The organism is Sorangium sp. So ce381 (assembly GCF_051473845.1).
Lineage (GTDB): Bacteria > Myxococcota_A > Polyangia > Polyangiales > Polyangiaceae > Sorangium > Sorangium atrum.
On record NZ_CP150336.1, the window covers coordinates 12,453,540 to 12,467,197 of the forward strand.

At 72.2% G+C, this 13,658-nt stretch carries 12 protein-coding genes; 7 read left to right on the forward strand and 5 right to left on the reverse strand.

Features of this window, described 5'->3' with window-relative positions:
• Positions 1 to 216 precede the first annotated feature (216 nt).
• Positions 217 to 564 (forward strand): hypothetical protein, encoded by a 348-nt coding sequence (locus tag WMF29_RS46785; RefSeq protein ID WP_437326506.1) that lies wholly within the window; start codon positions 217 to 219, stop codon positions 562 to 564.
• 236 nt (positions 565 to 800) lie between these two features.
• On the opposite strand, the gene WMF29_RS46790 is transcribed toward WMF29_RS46785, so the two are convergent.
• Positions 801 to 2,357, reverse strand: coding sequence for a hypothetical protein (locus tag WMF29_RS46790; RefSeq protein WP_437326507.1), 1,557 nt, complete (start codon positions 2,355 to 2,357; stop codon positions 801 to 803).
• Positions 2,358 to 2,833: 476 nt separating this feature from the next.
• Between WMF29_RS46790 and WMF29_RS46795 the strand changes: the two genes are divergently transcribed.
• Positions 2,834 to 3,223 (forward strand): hypothetical protein, encoded by a 390-nt coding sequence (locus WMF29_RS46795; RefSeq protein ID WP_437326508.1) that lies wholly within the window; start codon positions 2,834 to 2,836, stop codon positions 3,221 to 3,223.
• 182 nt (positions 3,224 to 3,405) lie between these two features.
• Here WMF29_RS46795 and WMF29_RS46800 read toward each other — a convergent pair whose 3' ends face one another.
• Both WMF29_RS46800 and hisZ read right to left on the reverse strand, forming a co-directional pair.
• Positions 3,406 to 4,689: an adenylosuccinate synthase gene (locus WMF29_RS46800; protein WP_437326509.1), complete on the reverse strand. Its 1,284-nt coding sequence runs from the start codon at positions 4,687 to 4,689 to the stop codon at positions 3,406 to 3,408.
• A 112-nt stretch (positions 4,690 to 4,801) separates the two neighbouring features.
• Positions 4,802 to 6,097, reverse strand: coding sequence for an ATP phosphoribosyltransferase regulatory subunit (gene hisZ, locus WMF29_RS46805; RefSeq protein WP_437326510.1), 1,296 nt, complete (start codon positions 6,095 to 6,097; stop codon positions 4,802 to 4,804).
• A 282-nt stretch (positions 6,098 to 6,379) separates the two neighbouring features.
• Between hisZ and WMF29_RS46810 the strand changes: the two genes are divergently transcribed.
• A complete protein-coding gene (locus tag WMF29_RS46810) occupies positions 6,380 to 7,099 on the forward strand; it encodes an RNA polymerase sigma factor (RefSeq protein WP_012241508.1) in 720 nt (239 codons plus the stop codon).
• A 119-nt stretch (positions 7,100 to 7,218) separates the two neighbouring features.
• On the opposite strand, the gene WMF29_RS46815 is transcribed toward WMF29_RS46810, so the two are convergent.
• On the reverse strand, positions 7,219 to 7,914 hold the full coding sequence (locus WMF29_RS46815; protein WP_437326511.1) for an HAD family hydrolase: 696 nt from the start codon (positions 7,912 to 7,914) through the stop codon (positions 7,219 to 7,221).
• A 451-nt stretch (positions 7,915 to 8,365) separates the two neighbouring features.
• On the opposite strand from WMF29_RS46815, the gene WMF29_RS46820 reads away from it, so the two are divergent.
• The 4 genes from WMF29_RS46820 (at position 8,366) to WMF29_RS46835 (ending at position 12,047) form a co-directional block, all read left to right on the forward strand.
• Positions 8,366 to 8,605, forward strand: coding sequence for a helix-turn-helix transcriptional regulator (locus WMF29_RS46820; protein ID WP_437326512.1), 240 nt, complete (start codon positions 8,366 to 8,368; stop codon positions 8,603 to 8,605).
• A 409-nt stretch (positions 8,606 to 9,014) separates the two neighbouring features.
• Positions 9,015 to 9,605, forward strand: a complete 591-nt coding sequence (locus tag WMF29_RS46825; RefSeq protein ID WP_437326513.1) for an RNA polymerase sigma factor — start codon at positions 9,015 to 9,017, stop codon at positions 9,603 to 9,605.
• Complete coding sequence (locus WMF29_RS46830) at positions 9,602 to 10,558, forward strand: hypothetical protein (protein ID WP_437326514.1); 957 nt, start codon at positions 9,602 to 9,604, stop codon at positions 10,556 to 10,558. Before WMF29_RS46825 ends, WMF29_RS46830 begins: the two co-directional genes overlap by 4 nt.
• A 118-nt stretch (positions 10,559 to 10,676) precedes the next feature.
• Positions 10,677 to 12,047, forward strand: coding sequence for a phosphatidylglycerol lysyltransferase domain-containing protein (locus WMF29_RS46835; protein WP_437326515.1), 1,371 nt, complete (start codon positions 10,677 to 10,679; stop codon positions 12,045 to 12,047).
• Positions 12,048 to 12,105: 58 nt separating this feature from the next.
• Here the strand turns inward: WMF29_RS46835 and WMF29_RS46840 are convergent, their stop codons facing one another.
• Positions 12,106 to 13,410 carry a glycoside hydrolase family 43 protein gene (locus WMF29_RS46840; protein ID WP_437326516.1) on the reverse strand — a complete coding sequence of 435 codons (1,305 nt, stop codon included), beginning with the start codon at positions 13,408 to 13,410 and terminating at the stop codon, positions 12,106 to 12,108.
• Positions 13,411 to 13,658: the final 248 nt, after the last annotated feature.

Genomic DNA, 13,658 nt, shown 5'->3' on the forward strand with positions numbered 1-13,658 from the left:
AAACGCAAACGACCTGGGAGACACATCATGCGAAGCATGTTTCTGGTAGTCCTGACCGCGCTGCCGCTCATGGCCTGCGGGGGCAATAAGGGCGGACAAGCGGCCTCGCCGGCGCCCGCACCGACGGGCGGAGAGACCCCCGGCGCGCCTGGAACCCCAGGAGCGCCCGAGAGCGGAACGCCAGGCGAGGGTACGATGCCTGGAACTGGAGGAGAGATGGGAGAGCCAGGCGCAGGCGCCCAAGGCGCGCCAGGCACCCAGGGCGGCGCGCAGGAGTGGGGCAGCGGCACCCAACGCAGACCGGGCACCGGCGGCACGACGGGCGGCACGCCGGGAGGCACGCCGGGCACCGGTGGCACGACGGGCGGCACGCCGAGCACGGGCGGCGCGCCGGGCACCGGTGGCACGCCGGGAGGTGGGGCTTACGCGCCGCCGAGCGGCGGAGCCGGCACGCCGGGCGGGACCACCACGCCGGGCGGCGGCAGCGGCCAGCGGGGCGGCGCGCACGGCGGCGGAAGCAAGAGCGGCGGCTCCCACACGCAGGGTGGCGGCTCGGGGCAGTAATTTCCGAGGTATTCCCGCCTCACCTCCCATCGCAGCGACCGCCCCTGCGCAATCTCCCGCGCGATCGCGCAACCCTCGGCTCGACCTCCCGCGCGAGCGCCCCGCCCCGACTGCCGCGTTGCGCGCGATCCGGCGGTGAGTCGGGCCGAGATCGTGGGGCGAGCGCAGATGGCGTGAGAGACGCCTGACTCCTCACCGAGACGACGTCCTGGAGGGCTTGCCCTGAATGCGCGACGCTACCCTCTGGCGCCATCGCCGGTGAGGCAGCGCGCGAGCGCGAGCTGAAGGTCGACGCTGTCGGCGTCGCGGAGCGCGTCGCAGCGGCCCGGGCGGAGCCGGAGACGCCAGCATGCATCGAGCAGCGCGAGGTGGAGCGCCCAGGTGACCTCCGGCGGCTCGGCGAGGAGCGGGATGAGCCCCTCGATGGCCGGTCGAGCGTGAAGCCCCGCGAGCGAGCGCGCGGCGGTGTACCGGACTTGCTCGCGCGCGTCGCCGCGGGCCAGCGCGACGAGCCGGGGGATCGATTCCTCTGTCGGAGCATGCCTGACCCAGGTGGCCAGGGTTTCCGAGGCGTGCGTGCCTGTCGTCGCCGGATCCGCGAGGTGCTCCCATGCGCGGGCCGCGAGGGGCCGGTCCGGCGAGAGCTGGCCGAGCCAGTACATCGCGCTCTTCCGGACCGTGAAGGCCGGATCGCGGGTGAGCCCGAGGAGCGCATCGCGCTCGTCCCAGGCCGCGAGGACCTCCGCGGCGCCGTCGCGGATCCATGGATCGGGGTGCCCCGTCAGGAACGGGACGAGGCGGCCGCGGTCCGCGGCGCCGCGCGCTGCCAGGAATCGATCGCGGAACCAGCGCTTCTTCTCGGCCCACGGGCCGTCGAGCTCGGCGTAGAGCGCGATCAGCTCGTCCACCGCGAGGCCGTCGCGCGCCGCGGGGCCGGCGTCCGGGGCGAGGCGCTGCGTCTGAGCTGCCGCCGGCGATGCCGGCGCATCGCCCTCGCCCGGGAGGTCGAGGAGATGCCGGACCGGAGCCATCCATGCGAGGAGGAAGCGCCGCTCGGCGTGGCTGGCGCCGTCGAGCGCGCTCCGGAAGCTTCCCTCGCGGAGCTGTGCAGCGCAGCCGGCTACGGCGGCGCGCACGGTCTCGTCGGGGTGGTTGCAGAGGGCAACGACCCCGATGAGGCAGCGCTGGCTCGGGTAATAGACGAGCGTCTGCAGCGCGGCGACGGCGACCTCAACCACGGCATCGCCAGCCGCGCGGAGAAGCGGCGCCTCGGCTGCGAGCGGCTCGTCGTACACCAGCGCATCGGCGGCGATCTTGCGGACGCCTGGGTCGAGGTGCCCGAGGGCGGCGATCCTCGGCTCCAGGAAGCGCGGCTCCGAGAAGTCGAACATCATGGCGGCGATGGCCTCCCCGTGAAGCGGGTGCGCCGGGTCTCGCGCGACCGGCTCGACAATGTCCGCCTCTGCGCGCCTCATCGATAGCAGCGCATGACGGCGGAGCACCCGATCGCCCTCTGTCCAGGCGGCTCGGAGCCAGGCGCCGCTCGGCGGATTCCCGGAGTTCCTCAGGATCGTCCCGGCCGCCTCACGCGCTGCCTCGGGGATCTCACGCGCCGCGAGGATGCGCGTGAGCGGCGCCTCGGCGCGGGGATCCTCGAGGCTCACCAGCGTCCTCATGATCTGGTCTCGCATAGCGGTCGGGAGGCCGGGCAGCACGAGGCAGCCGAGCAGCCGCTCGGTCCACGAGCGGTCCTCGGCGTCGCGGATCTCCTCGTACGGAATCGAATCGGTCACGGTCGAATTATCCTCTAGAGCGACAAACGGGTTGAAACCACGAGAAAGAGCAGAAATTTCACAGGGAGGCGGGGAGGCGGGGAGCGAGAGACGGCAAGAGGGAGAAATTCATTTTTTCTTCCTCCCCGCCTCCCCGCCTCCCTGTGAAATTTCTCCGGGTTTCAACGTGATCGATGTTCTAGAACTTGACCTGTGGCGCGTTGAATGATCGAGCGCACCGCACCGTGGGCGGTGCCGGAGTGGGGGCGGCGGGCGCGTCTGAAGAGCTTCGTTGGATCTTCACAACAACGAGCGGGGCCGTGAGTGCGGAAAGCGGGTGAGCTCGGATGCCGTCGACGAGTGCAGGGATACGTGCAGGGACGAGCTCAATTCCGGCGGGTTGTGCGTCTTGCCCAAGACAAATGGCGGGACGAATGATAACGATGGAATAAGCGCATGAGCCCTGCATCGCGTTCTTTCATTTCCGTCGAGCTGCCGTGCGCGCCCTGTTCGTGGTGGCTGTGGTCTCGGCGATGTGGGCTTATTTCTTCATGTTGAGGACGGTGAGTGTCCGCAGCCGCGCATCGGACAAGGCGCTCGTTGTATGGCTAGCGATGGATGGCGCCGCGTCCAGGCAACTGGTGCTCAACCCTGAGCAGCGCGGCACCACGTTCGTCTGGGGGCGGCCATCGCGCGAAACATCGCTTGGTGTGTTCGCGTTGCAAGGAGGCGAGCCGAGCCCGATCGGCTCCTGCGGTTATCAGCGCCTGAGGTCACCAGCAGTTGATTATGTCGTCGTCGTGACAGAGCAGGAGGACGGAGAATTGAAAGCGTGGTGCGAGCGCACATCGACGCTGGAGGCGGTGGTCTTTAGCGGGATCTGGTGAGATGCCGAGGGCCCGCGTCATCGTGGGATCCGCTGCATCGTGAGCCGGACAACGAGCGGTGGTCTCGTCCGGCGGACTCGGCGCATGTCGATTGAAACAATGCCCCGTCCGCGCGCGCCAGAGGACGCGCGGGACGAGACGGCGGCTCACCGCCCGCTGCGGTGAGCCGAGGTGTCGCCCCCTCAGGCGAACGCGTTGCGCCGGACGATGGTCGCCTCGCGGTCCGCGCCGACCGAGACGACGTCGACCGGCACGCCGGTCTCCTTCTCGACCATCTCCACGTACTGCCGCGCCGCCGCGGGCAGCTCCGTCATGGAGCGTGCGGCGTCGATGGACTCGCTCCACTCGGCCACCGTCTCGAGCACCGGCTTGGCCGTCGCGATGTCGTCGATCGGGAACTCCCGGGTGCGCCCCGACGGCGTGTCGTAGGCCACGCACACCTTGAGCTCCGGCATGCCGGTCAGCACGTCGAGCTTGGTGAGCGCGATCCCGTCGAGGCCGTTCACCCGCGCGGCGTAGCGCAGCGCCGGCAGGTCCAGCCACCCGGTCCGCCGCGGCCGGCCCGTCACCGAGCCGTACTCGCCGCCGACCGACCGGAGCCGCTCGCCGAGCTGGCCCTCGAGCTCGGTGGGGAAGGGCCCCTCGCCCACGCGCGTGCAGTACGCCTTGGCCAGGCCGAGCACGCGGCGGATGCGCGTCGGGCCGACCCCGGCGCCGACGCACGCGCCGCCCGCGATCGCCGACGACGACGTCACGAACGGGAACGTGCCATGGTCGATGTCGAGCAACGTCCCCTGCGCCCCCTCGAGGAGCACGCGCTCGCCGCGGCGGAGCGCGCCGTCGATGAGCTGCGACGTGTCGGCGAGCAGCGGCGTGATGCGCTTCGCCAGCGGCGTGAGCTCATCGAGGATCGCGTCGAGCGACGGCGGCTCGCCCCCCAGGGCGCGCAGCGTCGGCGTCCAGGCCTCGATCGAGCGCGACACGAGCTGCGCCAGCCGCTTCATGTCGCGCAGATCGCCGAGCCGCGCCCCGCGCCGCGACGCCTTGTCCTCGTAGCAGGGGCCGATACCGCGCTTGGTCGTCCCGAGCCGCACGCCGTCGGCCGCCGCCGCCTCGCGGAGCGAGTCCACGAGCGGGTGGAACGGCAAGATCAGGTGCGCGCGATCCGAAACGAACAGCCGCCCCTGCGTCGAGCAGCCCCGCGCCTCCACCGCGTCGATCTCGGAGACGAGCACCCCGGGATCGACCACCATGCCCTGCGCCATCACGCAGCGGGCGTTCGAGCGGAGGATGCCGCTCGGGATGAGCCGTACGATGAGCTTCTCCCCGCCCACCACCAGCGTGTGGCCGGCGTTGGGCCCGCCGGCGTAGCGCACCACGAGGTCGGCGCTCTCCGTATAAAGGTCGACGACCTTGCCCTTGCCCTCGTCGCCCCACTGTGCGCCGACGATCACGATCGCGGTCATTCCGAAGCTCCTCTTGGATCACGTGGCCCGGCCTCGGCCCGCTCGTCACTCCGAGCGGCTCCGTCCGGGTCCAGGTTCGCCTTTACCCCAGGCTCGCTTGCCGAGCGAGCGTCTACTTGCCGCCCGGACGTCCTGCCCCCGTCTTCAGCACGATCGCCTGGGCCGCCGCGGCGTCGTCGAGGGCCGCCGGAACCTCGCCCGCGCTCGTCGCGGCCTCGCCGCCGCCGGATGTCGCCTCGACCACGAGCGCACCGTCCCGCTCGCGCACCAGGTGGGAGAACCGCCAGGACAGCGCGTACCCCTCCGGATCCTGGTCCGGCGCGTGCGCAACGGCCGGGAGACCCAGCCCCCGCAGCGCCGCCGCGAGCGACGAGGCGCGCTCCGGCCGCACAGCGACGAGCACCCGCAGCGCCGGCTCGTCCGCTGCGCCCGCGACCTCTCGCGCCCAGGCGATCGCGTCGAGGTTCAGCGCGAAGCCGACGGCCGGCATCGGCAGGCCGAAGCGGGACAGCAGCATGTCGTAGCGCCCGCCCGCCGCGATCGCCTCCCCGGGGCCATCGGCGAGCACATGGAAAATTGCACCCGTATAGTACGCCAGACCGCGGAGCTCGCCGAGGTCGACCCGGAGCGCCGGGCCGAGCTCGGGGCTCGCCCGCGCCGCGTCCCAGAGCGCGCGGAGCTCGGCGAGCGGCGCCTCGGCGGGCGTGCCGGTGAGGAGGCTCGTGGCGCGGTCGAAGACCGCGGCGCCGTCCGGGTCAGCCGCGCCGCCGCCCGCGAGGTCCGGCAGCGCGGCGATGGCCGCGACGATGCGGCGCGGGACGTCGGCGGCCTTCGGGCTCGCGAGCACGGCGGCGAGGCGGGAGGCGTCCTTCAGCTCGAGCACCTCCGAGAGCTCGGCCGCGAGCCCCGCCGGGACGGCGTCGAGCAGCGCGCGCGCGATCATCGCGTGGCCGAGGTCCACAACGAAGTGCTCCAGGCCGGCCTCCCGCACCGCGGAGGCGGCGAGGCGGAGGATCTCGAGCTCGCCCGCGAGCGTGCCGACGCCGTAGAGCTCGACGCCGGCCTGCGGGATCTGCCGGTGGCGCCGCGCACGCCCCTGGCGGCGGCGGAGGACCGTGCCCTCGTAGCAGAGGCGGATGGGGCGGGGCGCGTCCGCGAGCCGCGTGGCCACGAGCCGCGCGATCTGCGGGGTCATGTCCGGGCGGAGCGCCGCCACCTCGCCCGACTCGGGCTCGATGAAGCGCAGCACGTCCGCGGCGTCGAGCGTGCCGAGCCCGCGCTCGAGCACCTCGGCGAACTCGAACGCCGGCAGCGAGACCGGCTGGTAGCCGCACAGAACGAAGTGATCGAGCACACGCTTGGCGAGCGCGCGCCGGCGCCGCGCCTCCTCGGGGAGGAGATCGCGCATGCCAGCGGGCAGCGGGTGCGCCAGCGCGCGCGGCGGGGCGGAGGCGGACGGCGCTGACCGGTCCACCTCGGGCGTCGGAACGTGGCTGTTTCCCCCTCGGGGGGCTTCCCATCGCGGAGCGTCGCTGGACATCGTGGCCCCGCTTATACCGGCTGAGCACGCGGTGCGCACGTGGCGCGCACGTCCGTTGAGCTTGCCGTGGCAAGGCGTTTGCTGGTCGGTGCGCACCACCGGGCCCGTGGGCCGGAAGCGCACGCGGCGCCCTCGACGGAGAGATGGCTCATGGCTCTGACCGCCGTTCCGACCGATGTACCGAGCGCCAGCACCAGGCCTGAGACTCCTCTGGCGCCGTGCGGTCTCACCCCGCCCGGCGCGGTCGGGTCGCGCCCGTCGCCTCGCGCCGCGAGCGCGGGCCCGTTAGCCGAGGTCATCTGCCGCGCGAAGGACGGTGATCGGGAGTCGCTCGACGAGCTCACGCGGCTCATCCGCCCGCACGTGGAGCGGCAGCTCGCGCGCTACCCCGTGTCCGACGAGGATCGGCTCGACCTCGTGCAGTCGACGCTGCTGCAGGTGGTGCGGACGATCCGCTCGTTCCGCGGCGACTCGAGCTTCACGACGTGGCTCTTCCGCGTGACGGCGAACGAGGCGCTCATGCTGATGCGGTCGCAGCGGCGGCAGCGCGCGCGCATCGTCGAGGGGCTCGACTTCGAGGAGCTCGGCCTCTTGCCGACGATGCGCAGCACGATCGGCGAGGACGACGCCGCGTCCGCGGCGGAGCGGGAGGCGTACGTCCGCGAGGCGCTCTGCGAGCTGCCGGACGACTACCGCGACGTGGTGCTCGCGCACTACCACGAGGACCTCGGCCTCCAGGAGATCGCGCAGAAGCTCGCCGTGAGCGAGAGCGCCGTGCGCTCGCGGCTCCACCGGGCGCGCGTGCGCCTGCGGGCGATCCTCAACGCGACCGCGTTCGGGCGCGAGATCGCCGAGGGCGTCGCGGCCTGAGGGGCGCGCGGGCGACGACGTCCTGCGCGTGCGGCGGGGAGAGAGGCTGACCGCGCGTGCAGCTCGGCCGCGCGCGCAGATCCGACGCGCACGCCGATCCGACGCGCGCGGGTGTGCAGCTAACGAACGGTGGAGAGCCGGACCGTCGCGTCGCGCCAGCGGCGGAGGACGTCCCAGAGCTCGCCCATGGTACGGAGGAGCACGTCGGGGCGGGCGTCGAGGAGCTCGTCTTGCGACGCGAAGCCGCCGAGGACGGCGATCGACCGCGCGCCCGCGCGGCGCGCGCACTCGATGTCCTGGGGGCCGTCGCCGACCATCACCATCTTGTGCGGCTGGACGCCGAGGCGCGCCGCGAGGTGGAGCAGCGGCGCCGGATCCGGCTTCTTGTCGGCGACGTCGCCGCCCGCGACCACCGCGCGGAAGCGCGCGCCGACCCCGAGCGCGGCGAGCACCGCGTCGGTGGTCGAGCGCGGCTTGTTCGTGCAGATGCAGAGCGCGAGATCGCCGAGGTCCGAGAGCCTCTCGAGCATCTCCTGCGCGCCGGGCATCCAGCGCGTGAAGTCGAGCGGGTGCCGCGCGTAGTACTCGAGGAAGTGCCGGAGGAGCTCCTCGACGCTCTCGGAGGTCTCGGGGAGCCTGGCCGCGCGCGCACACAGCGCGCGCGCGCCGTCGCCCACGTACCGGACGATCACCTGCCCTGGCAGCGGGGCCCGGCCCGTCGCCACGAGCGCATGGTTCACCGCCGCCACGATGTCGCCCCGGCTGTCGATCAGCGTGCCGTCCAGGTCGAACACGACCACCGTGGGAGTGAGCATCGCCGCAGAGCCTACGCCGGCGCCTTCGCTGACGGAAGGTACGGCGAGCACCCCGATGTCATAGAAACAGGACGTGGTGTCCGTTAATCACGACTCTGTATATGAAAAAATTGACATTGACCACCGGGTCAGTTACCAGTTCGAGGTGTCAGCAACCCCGACAGGGATCGCTGGCACCTCGAACCAGCGCGGCCGCGACGTGGGCGCTGCGAGCGCGGAGCGAGGCGAAACCGCGAGGAAACAGAGCCAGGGCCGCGCGCGAAGCGGCGCAGGCGTCCGGCCATGCGCGGCCGGATGTGTGGCGGGCGGAGCTCGTCTCCTGCGGAAGGTCGCGCTGCCTCGGAGGGCGAGATGACGTTCGAGAAATGGAACGCGGCGATCCTGCTGACTGGCCGGGCGCTGATTGCGGGCTGGCTGGTGCTCGATGCCGTGAGCGGTATCGGATAGTCCGATGGGCAAGGGGCAGCCTCAGATCACCAACGTCATCCGCACGCTGAGGTTTCAAGCGAGCGAGATGACGCAGGCGGAGCTGGCCGAGAAGGTCGGCGTCACCCGTCAAACCATCGTCGCCATCGAGCACGGCCGCTACTCGCCCTCCCTCGAGGTCGCCTTCCGCATCGCGGCGGCCTTCGGCGTGCCGCTCGAGCACGTCTTTCAGTGGAAGGGCGGCGCGTCGGGCGAGCGGGGTTGAGCCGCGCGCCCGTCGGGTGCCGGCGCCGGCGGCGGCGTGCGCGCGGTGCGCGGTCATCGATCGACGCTATCCGATCGCGCGAATGGCCGAGGCCCACGCCGGTGTCGAACAAGGGCACAAGAGAGGAAGCGTCGTTGTGATCACGAGCGCCGGCGACGACGAAGGCGCTGCGCGCGCGGCCGTGCTCAACGCGTGAGGTGACGCGGATGCGGTATGGAGAGCCCACGTCCGGCGCGCTCGTGCGCGCCGACGTGCACTAAGGACCGCAATTTGCGCTGGTGCGGCGCTCGCTCGCGGCGCACGCCCGGTGCAGCTCTCCACGAGGTCCGCGCGGTCACCCGTGCTGCTGCTCGACGCTGGCCTGTCGATTTTATGATCAGTTCGCCTCGATCCGGAGATTGCACAAGGCGTGAGCCGTGGTGAAGCGCTGACCCTGATGCAGCTCCCCGCCGCAGTTCCGCCCGACAGCCGGGCGGCGGCCGGGCGCCTCACCGGGCTCGTGATGGACTATTCGGCGTTCGTCTGGCGCTCGCTGGTGCGGCTCGGCCTGCCGCGCGCCGACGCGGAGGACGCGGCGCAGCAGGTCTTCCTCGTGGCGGCCCGGCGGCTCGGGGACATCGAATCGGGCCGGGAGGCCGCGTTCCTGTTCAGCACGGCGCTGCGGATCGCCTCGCGCGCGCGGAGGACACAGCAGCGGCGCCGGGAGGTGCTGGAGGACGCGCCTTGCGAGCGCGTCGACCCGGCGCCGGACCCCGAGGAGATGATGGATCGCGCTCGCGCCCGCGCGACGCTCGATGCCATCCTCGACACGATGCCCCTCGAGCAGCGCGCTGTCTTCGTGCTGTTCGAGCTGGAGCAGATGACGACGGCGGACATCGCGGCGCTGCTCGATCTTCCGGCAGGCACGGTCGCGTCTCGCCTCCGTCGGGCGCGCGAGCACTTCCAGGCCGCCGTGAGGCGGATAGAGGCGCGGGCCCATTTCCGAGGTGAATCGCCATGACCGATCCCGAGCGCCTTCTGGACCAGAAGGGGAGTGCTCTGCGAACGACGCTCCTCCGCGCGGCGCTCGACGAGAGCCCGCCGAGCGGCTTGACGCGGCGAATGCTGGTCGCGGTCGGCGTCGGGGCGGCTGTGACGGGCACGGGGGGCGCTGCCGCGGCGGGAACGGGGGGCGCTGCCGCGGCGGGGGGCGCGGGAGCGGCGGGGGGCGCGGGAGCGGCGGGGGGCGCGACCGCGGCGGGGGGCGCGGCCGCGGCGGGGGGCGCGGGAGCGGCGGGGAGCGCGGCCGCGGCGGGGGGCGCGGCCGCGGCGGGGGCGAGCGCCGCGCTGAAGGTGGCGGGCGTGGCGGGCGGGAGCGGGATCTTGAGCGCGCTCGGGATAGGCGCGCTCGCGGGGGTCCTCACGCTCGGGGTCGCGGAATGGACGCACGTCGATGCGCCGACGCCCGCGAGGCGCGCTCAGGAGGCGGCCAGCGCGCCGGGGGCGCTCGTCGCGCCGCGCGCCCATGGCGCGGCCGAGACGGAGCTGCACGAGCGCTTCCCGGAGGAGCGAGCGGACGAGGCTCCGCCCCTGGCCGCGCCCGCCGCAACGGCTCCTGCTGCCGCGGCGGCGAGCAGCCCGCGCGCACGCGAAAGGAACGCGCCGACGCTGGCCGCCGAGCTTGCGCTGCTCGACACGGCGCGGCGCGCGCTGCGACGCGGTGATCCGGCGGTCGCCCTCGCGCTCCTGGCCCGCCACGCGCGCGAGTTCCCGAGCGCTCAGCTCTCCGACGAGGCCGCCGCGATCCGCGTCGAGGCGCTGGCGCGCAAGGGAGATCGCGCGGGCGCACACGCGGCGGCGCGGCGCTTCCTCGAGGCGCACCCGGGCAGCCCTCACGCCGATCGCGTCGAGTCGGCCGCCGGGCTCGGCGCGAGCGAAGGGTCTGCGCACCGGAGGAGCGGACCCGCAGATTGATACCGGAGGGGCCTCGCCATCGCGCGGCGGAAGACCGCGTCCATGCGCTGCTGTTGCTCGGGGAGCACGGGCGCGCGCGACGCCGGCCACGCGCCCCTGAGGTATGCTCCGGCGGACCGTGCCACCGTCGAACCAGCGCTCCGACCGCGAGCGCGTCCTTGCGTTGCTCAAACGCCACGGATGGAACGCGACCTCGTTCCAGACCCTGGAGTCCGACTTCCGCTACTGGTTCCATGGAGACGACGCCTGCGTGGCTTACGTCGATACCGGCGGCGCCTGGGTCGCCGCCGGCGCGCCGATCACGGCGGCCGAGCAGCTGGCCGAGGTCGCGCAGGCGTTCGTGCAGGCGGCCGCGGCGGAGGGGCGGCGGGCGTGCCTCTTCGGCGCGGAGGCGCGGTTCTGCGAGCGGGTGTCGTGGAGCGCGATGCTCGTCGGCGAGCAGCCGGTGTGGGAACCGGCGCGCTGGGGCGGCGTGCTCCGGTCGAGCCGGAGCCTGCGCGAGCAGCTCCGCCGCGCGCGCGCGAAGGGCGTGGTCGCGCGCTCGGTGAGCCGCGGCGAGCTCGAGGACCCCGGGAGCCCGCTGCGGGGCGAGGTGGAGCGCCTCATGGCGCGCTGGGCCTCGTCGCGGCCGATGGCGCCCATGGGCTTCCTCGTGCAGCTGGAGCCGTTCTCGTTCGCGGGCGAGCGGCGCTATGTCGTGGCGGAGGCCGGAGGCGCCGTGGTCGGCTTCCTCGCAGCGGTGCCCGTGTACGCGCGGCGCGGCCTCTTTCTGGAGGACCTGCTCCGCGACCCGTCCGCGCCGAACGGCACCACGGAGCTGCTCGTCGATCAGGCGATGCGCGCCGCCGCGGCGGAGGAGCGCCTGTATGTGACGCTCGGCCTCGCGCCGCTCGCCGGGCCTGTGCGGCGCGGGCTGCGCGCGGCGCGGCGGCTCGGGGCTCGCCTGTACGATTTCCAGGGGCTTTACGCGTTCAAGGCGAAGCTGCGTCCCGACGGATGGGCGCCGATTTACCTGGTGGTCCCGCCGGGCGGCCATGGCCTCATGGCCATCTACGACACGCTCGCGGCCTTCTCGCGCGGGGGGCTCCTGCGCTTCGGGCTCTCGACGCTGCTGCGCGGGCCAGCCGTGATCTTCGAGGTGCTCGGCTGGCTGCTCGTCCCGTGGACCGCGCTGCTCGCGCTCGCGCCCGCGGCGCGGTGGTTCCCGTCACCCGCCGTGAAATGGGCGTGGGTGGCGTTCGACGTGGGCCTCGCGCCCGCCATGCTGCGGCTGAGCCGCCGGTACGGGCAGAGGCTCTCGCTGGCGCTGGCCGCGCTGGTGACCTGCGACGCAGCGCTGACGCTGGGGCAGGCGCTGCTGTTCAACGTGCCGCGGGCGCGGGGGGCGTTCGAGGCCGCGGTCGTGGCGACGGCGGTGGCGGCGCCGGCGGTCGCGGCGGCGCTGCTGTGGAGCGCGCGGATGCACAAGCCGGAGCGGCGCCTCGGATAGGCTCTCACGGCCATGAAGGCTATTCCAGGATCGTCGTAGTCGGCTCGCGCCGTGCGAATCACCTGTGTGTCGGGACGATCTTCCGGATCGTCCCGTCGTCGTTGTAGTAGGCGCGATCAACGCAGGTGGATCTCCGGTAGCTGCCGCCGGTCGGCAGCGCGGCGTCGTGGTACGTGAGGTAGCTGGCCCCTTTGAACTCGAAGAGCGACTGGTGGATGGTGCTGCTGTTCGGCACCGGATCCAGGATGACGCCCCGATGTTGCCACGGCCCCTCCGGCGACGTGCTTGTCGCGTAGGAGATGCTCTCCGGGAACCCCGAAGCGTAGGTCAAATAATAGAGGCCGCCGTGCTTGGACAGAAAAGGCGCCTCGGTGTAGCCGGGGATGTTCTTGAGCACGTGAATCTGGGCGCCGCCGATGCTGCGGTTCTGCATCTTCCCGCCGCCGTCGGTCGTATACGTCTCACCCTTCAGGTGGATCATGTCGTCCTCGAGCTCGACCCAGTACAGGACTCCATTCCCCCAGTACATGTAGGCCCGGCCGTCGTCGTCGACGAACACCGTCGGATCGAGGTTTCGCCACGAATGGTCCGCCGTGCCGTCGGTGTCGGCCAGGAAGACGAGCGGGATCCCCCGCGCGTCCTTGAACGGCCCTTCCGGCCTGTCCGCGACCGCGACGCCGATCGAGATCCCATAAGCCGACTGGCCGCCCTGCACCGGCGCGTAGAAGTAGAACTTCGGGTTGCCGTCCTCGTCGTCGCGCTCGACCACCTGAGCGGCATTGGCGTTGCCCGTCGAGTCGCCGCCGCGAGCCCAGGAGAACACATCGTAGCGAATCACCGCGCCCTTGTTCTCCCAGCGGATCATGTCGGACGATGTCCAGAGCCGCCAGTCGAACATGCGGTAGCCCTCTGCACCCTCGACCTGCTCGTCATGGCCGGTATAGAGGTAGACCTTGTTGTTCCAGGCCATGGCGGCGCCGTCCGCGGTAAAGATGTAGTCTCCGGGGCCGCTTGTCGGATCTGGCGCATCGTACTTGATGATGGGGTTGTCGAACGCTGTCGGGGGCGGCGTGCTGCCTGCGCCGCCGCCGCCATCCGCGCCGCCGCTCCCCCCTGCGCCGCCGCCGCTGCCCGTCGCGCCGCCGCCGCTGCCCGTCGCGCCGCCGCTGCCCACCGTGCCACTGCTGACGCCCTCACCGCCGCTGCCGCCTGCGCCGCTGCTGCTCGAGCTATTGCTGGAGCTCGATGACGACGTTCCTGGGCCCGAGGCCGCCGTGTCCGGCTTCTCCTCACCACCGCCGCAAGCCCCGAGCCATGCCGAAAGTACAAGACCAGCAATCAGCTTCGAACGAGCGTAGTCCATGTCGAGCACCTCCTCATCCGCCTATCCAGCACGACGACCATGGCGACGGTGAGCACCACCACGCCAAGCTGTACCGTCCGGAAGTCCGGTTTCCGGTCAGCCAATGTGAGCGTTCACATTTATAGCGTCAATCGAAAACCGGCGATCCTTCGCGCCGCAGCTTGCTGGGTCGCGCCGCCGGATTGCGTCAAAACGCGCGCGGCCGATCGCGCTTGACATCTCAATTGTGAACGCTCACATTGGCGCAG

Bases quoted from the DNA above. Each gene is read 5' to 3' on its own strand.
- WMF29_RS46785 (WP_437326506.1), top strand. From the start codon at position 217: ATGGGAGAGCCAGGCGCAGGCGCCCAAGGCGCGCCAGGCACCCAGGGC.
- WMF29_RS46800 (WP_437326509.1), bottom strand. From the start codon at position 4,689: ATGACCGCGATCGTGATCGTCGGCGCACAGTGGGGCGACGAGGGCAAG.
- hisZ (WP_437326510.1), bottom strand. From the start codon at position 6,097: ATGCGCGATCTCCTCCCCGAGGAGGCGCGGCGCCGGCGCGCGCTCGCC.
- WMF29_RS46810 (WP_012241508.1), top strand. From the start codon at position 6,380: ATGGCTCTGACCGCCGTTCCGACCGATGTACCGAGCGCCAGCACCAGG.
- WMF29_RS46815 (WP_437326511.1), bottom strand. From the start codon at position 7,914: ATGCTCACTCCCACGGTGGTCGTGTTCGACCTGGACGGCACGCTGATC.
- WMF29_RS46820 (WP_437326512.1), top strand. From the start codon at position 8,366: ATGGGCAAGGGGCAGCCTCAGATCACCAACGTCATCCGCACGCTGAGG.
- WMF29_RS46830 (WP_437326514.1), top strand. From the start codon at position 9,602: ATGACCGATCCCGAGCGCCTTCTGGACCAGAAGGGGAGTGCTCTGCGA.
- WMF29_RS46840 (WP_437326516.1), bottom strand. From the start codon at position 13,410: ATGGACTACGCTCGTTCGAAGCTGATTGCTGGTCTTGTACTTTCGGCA.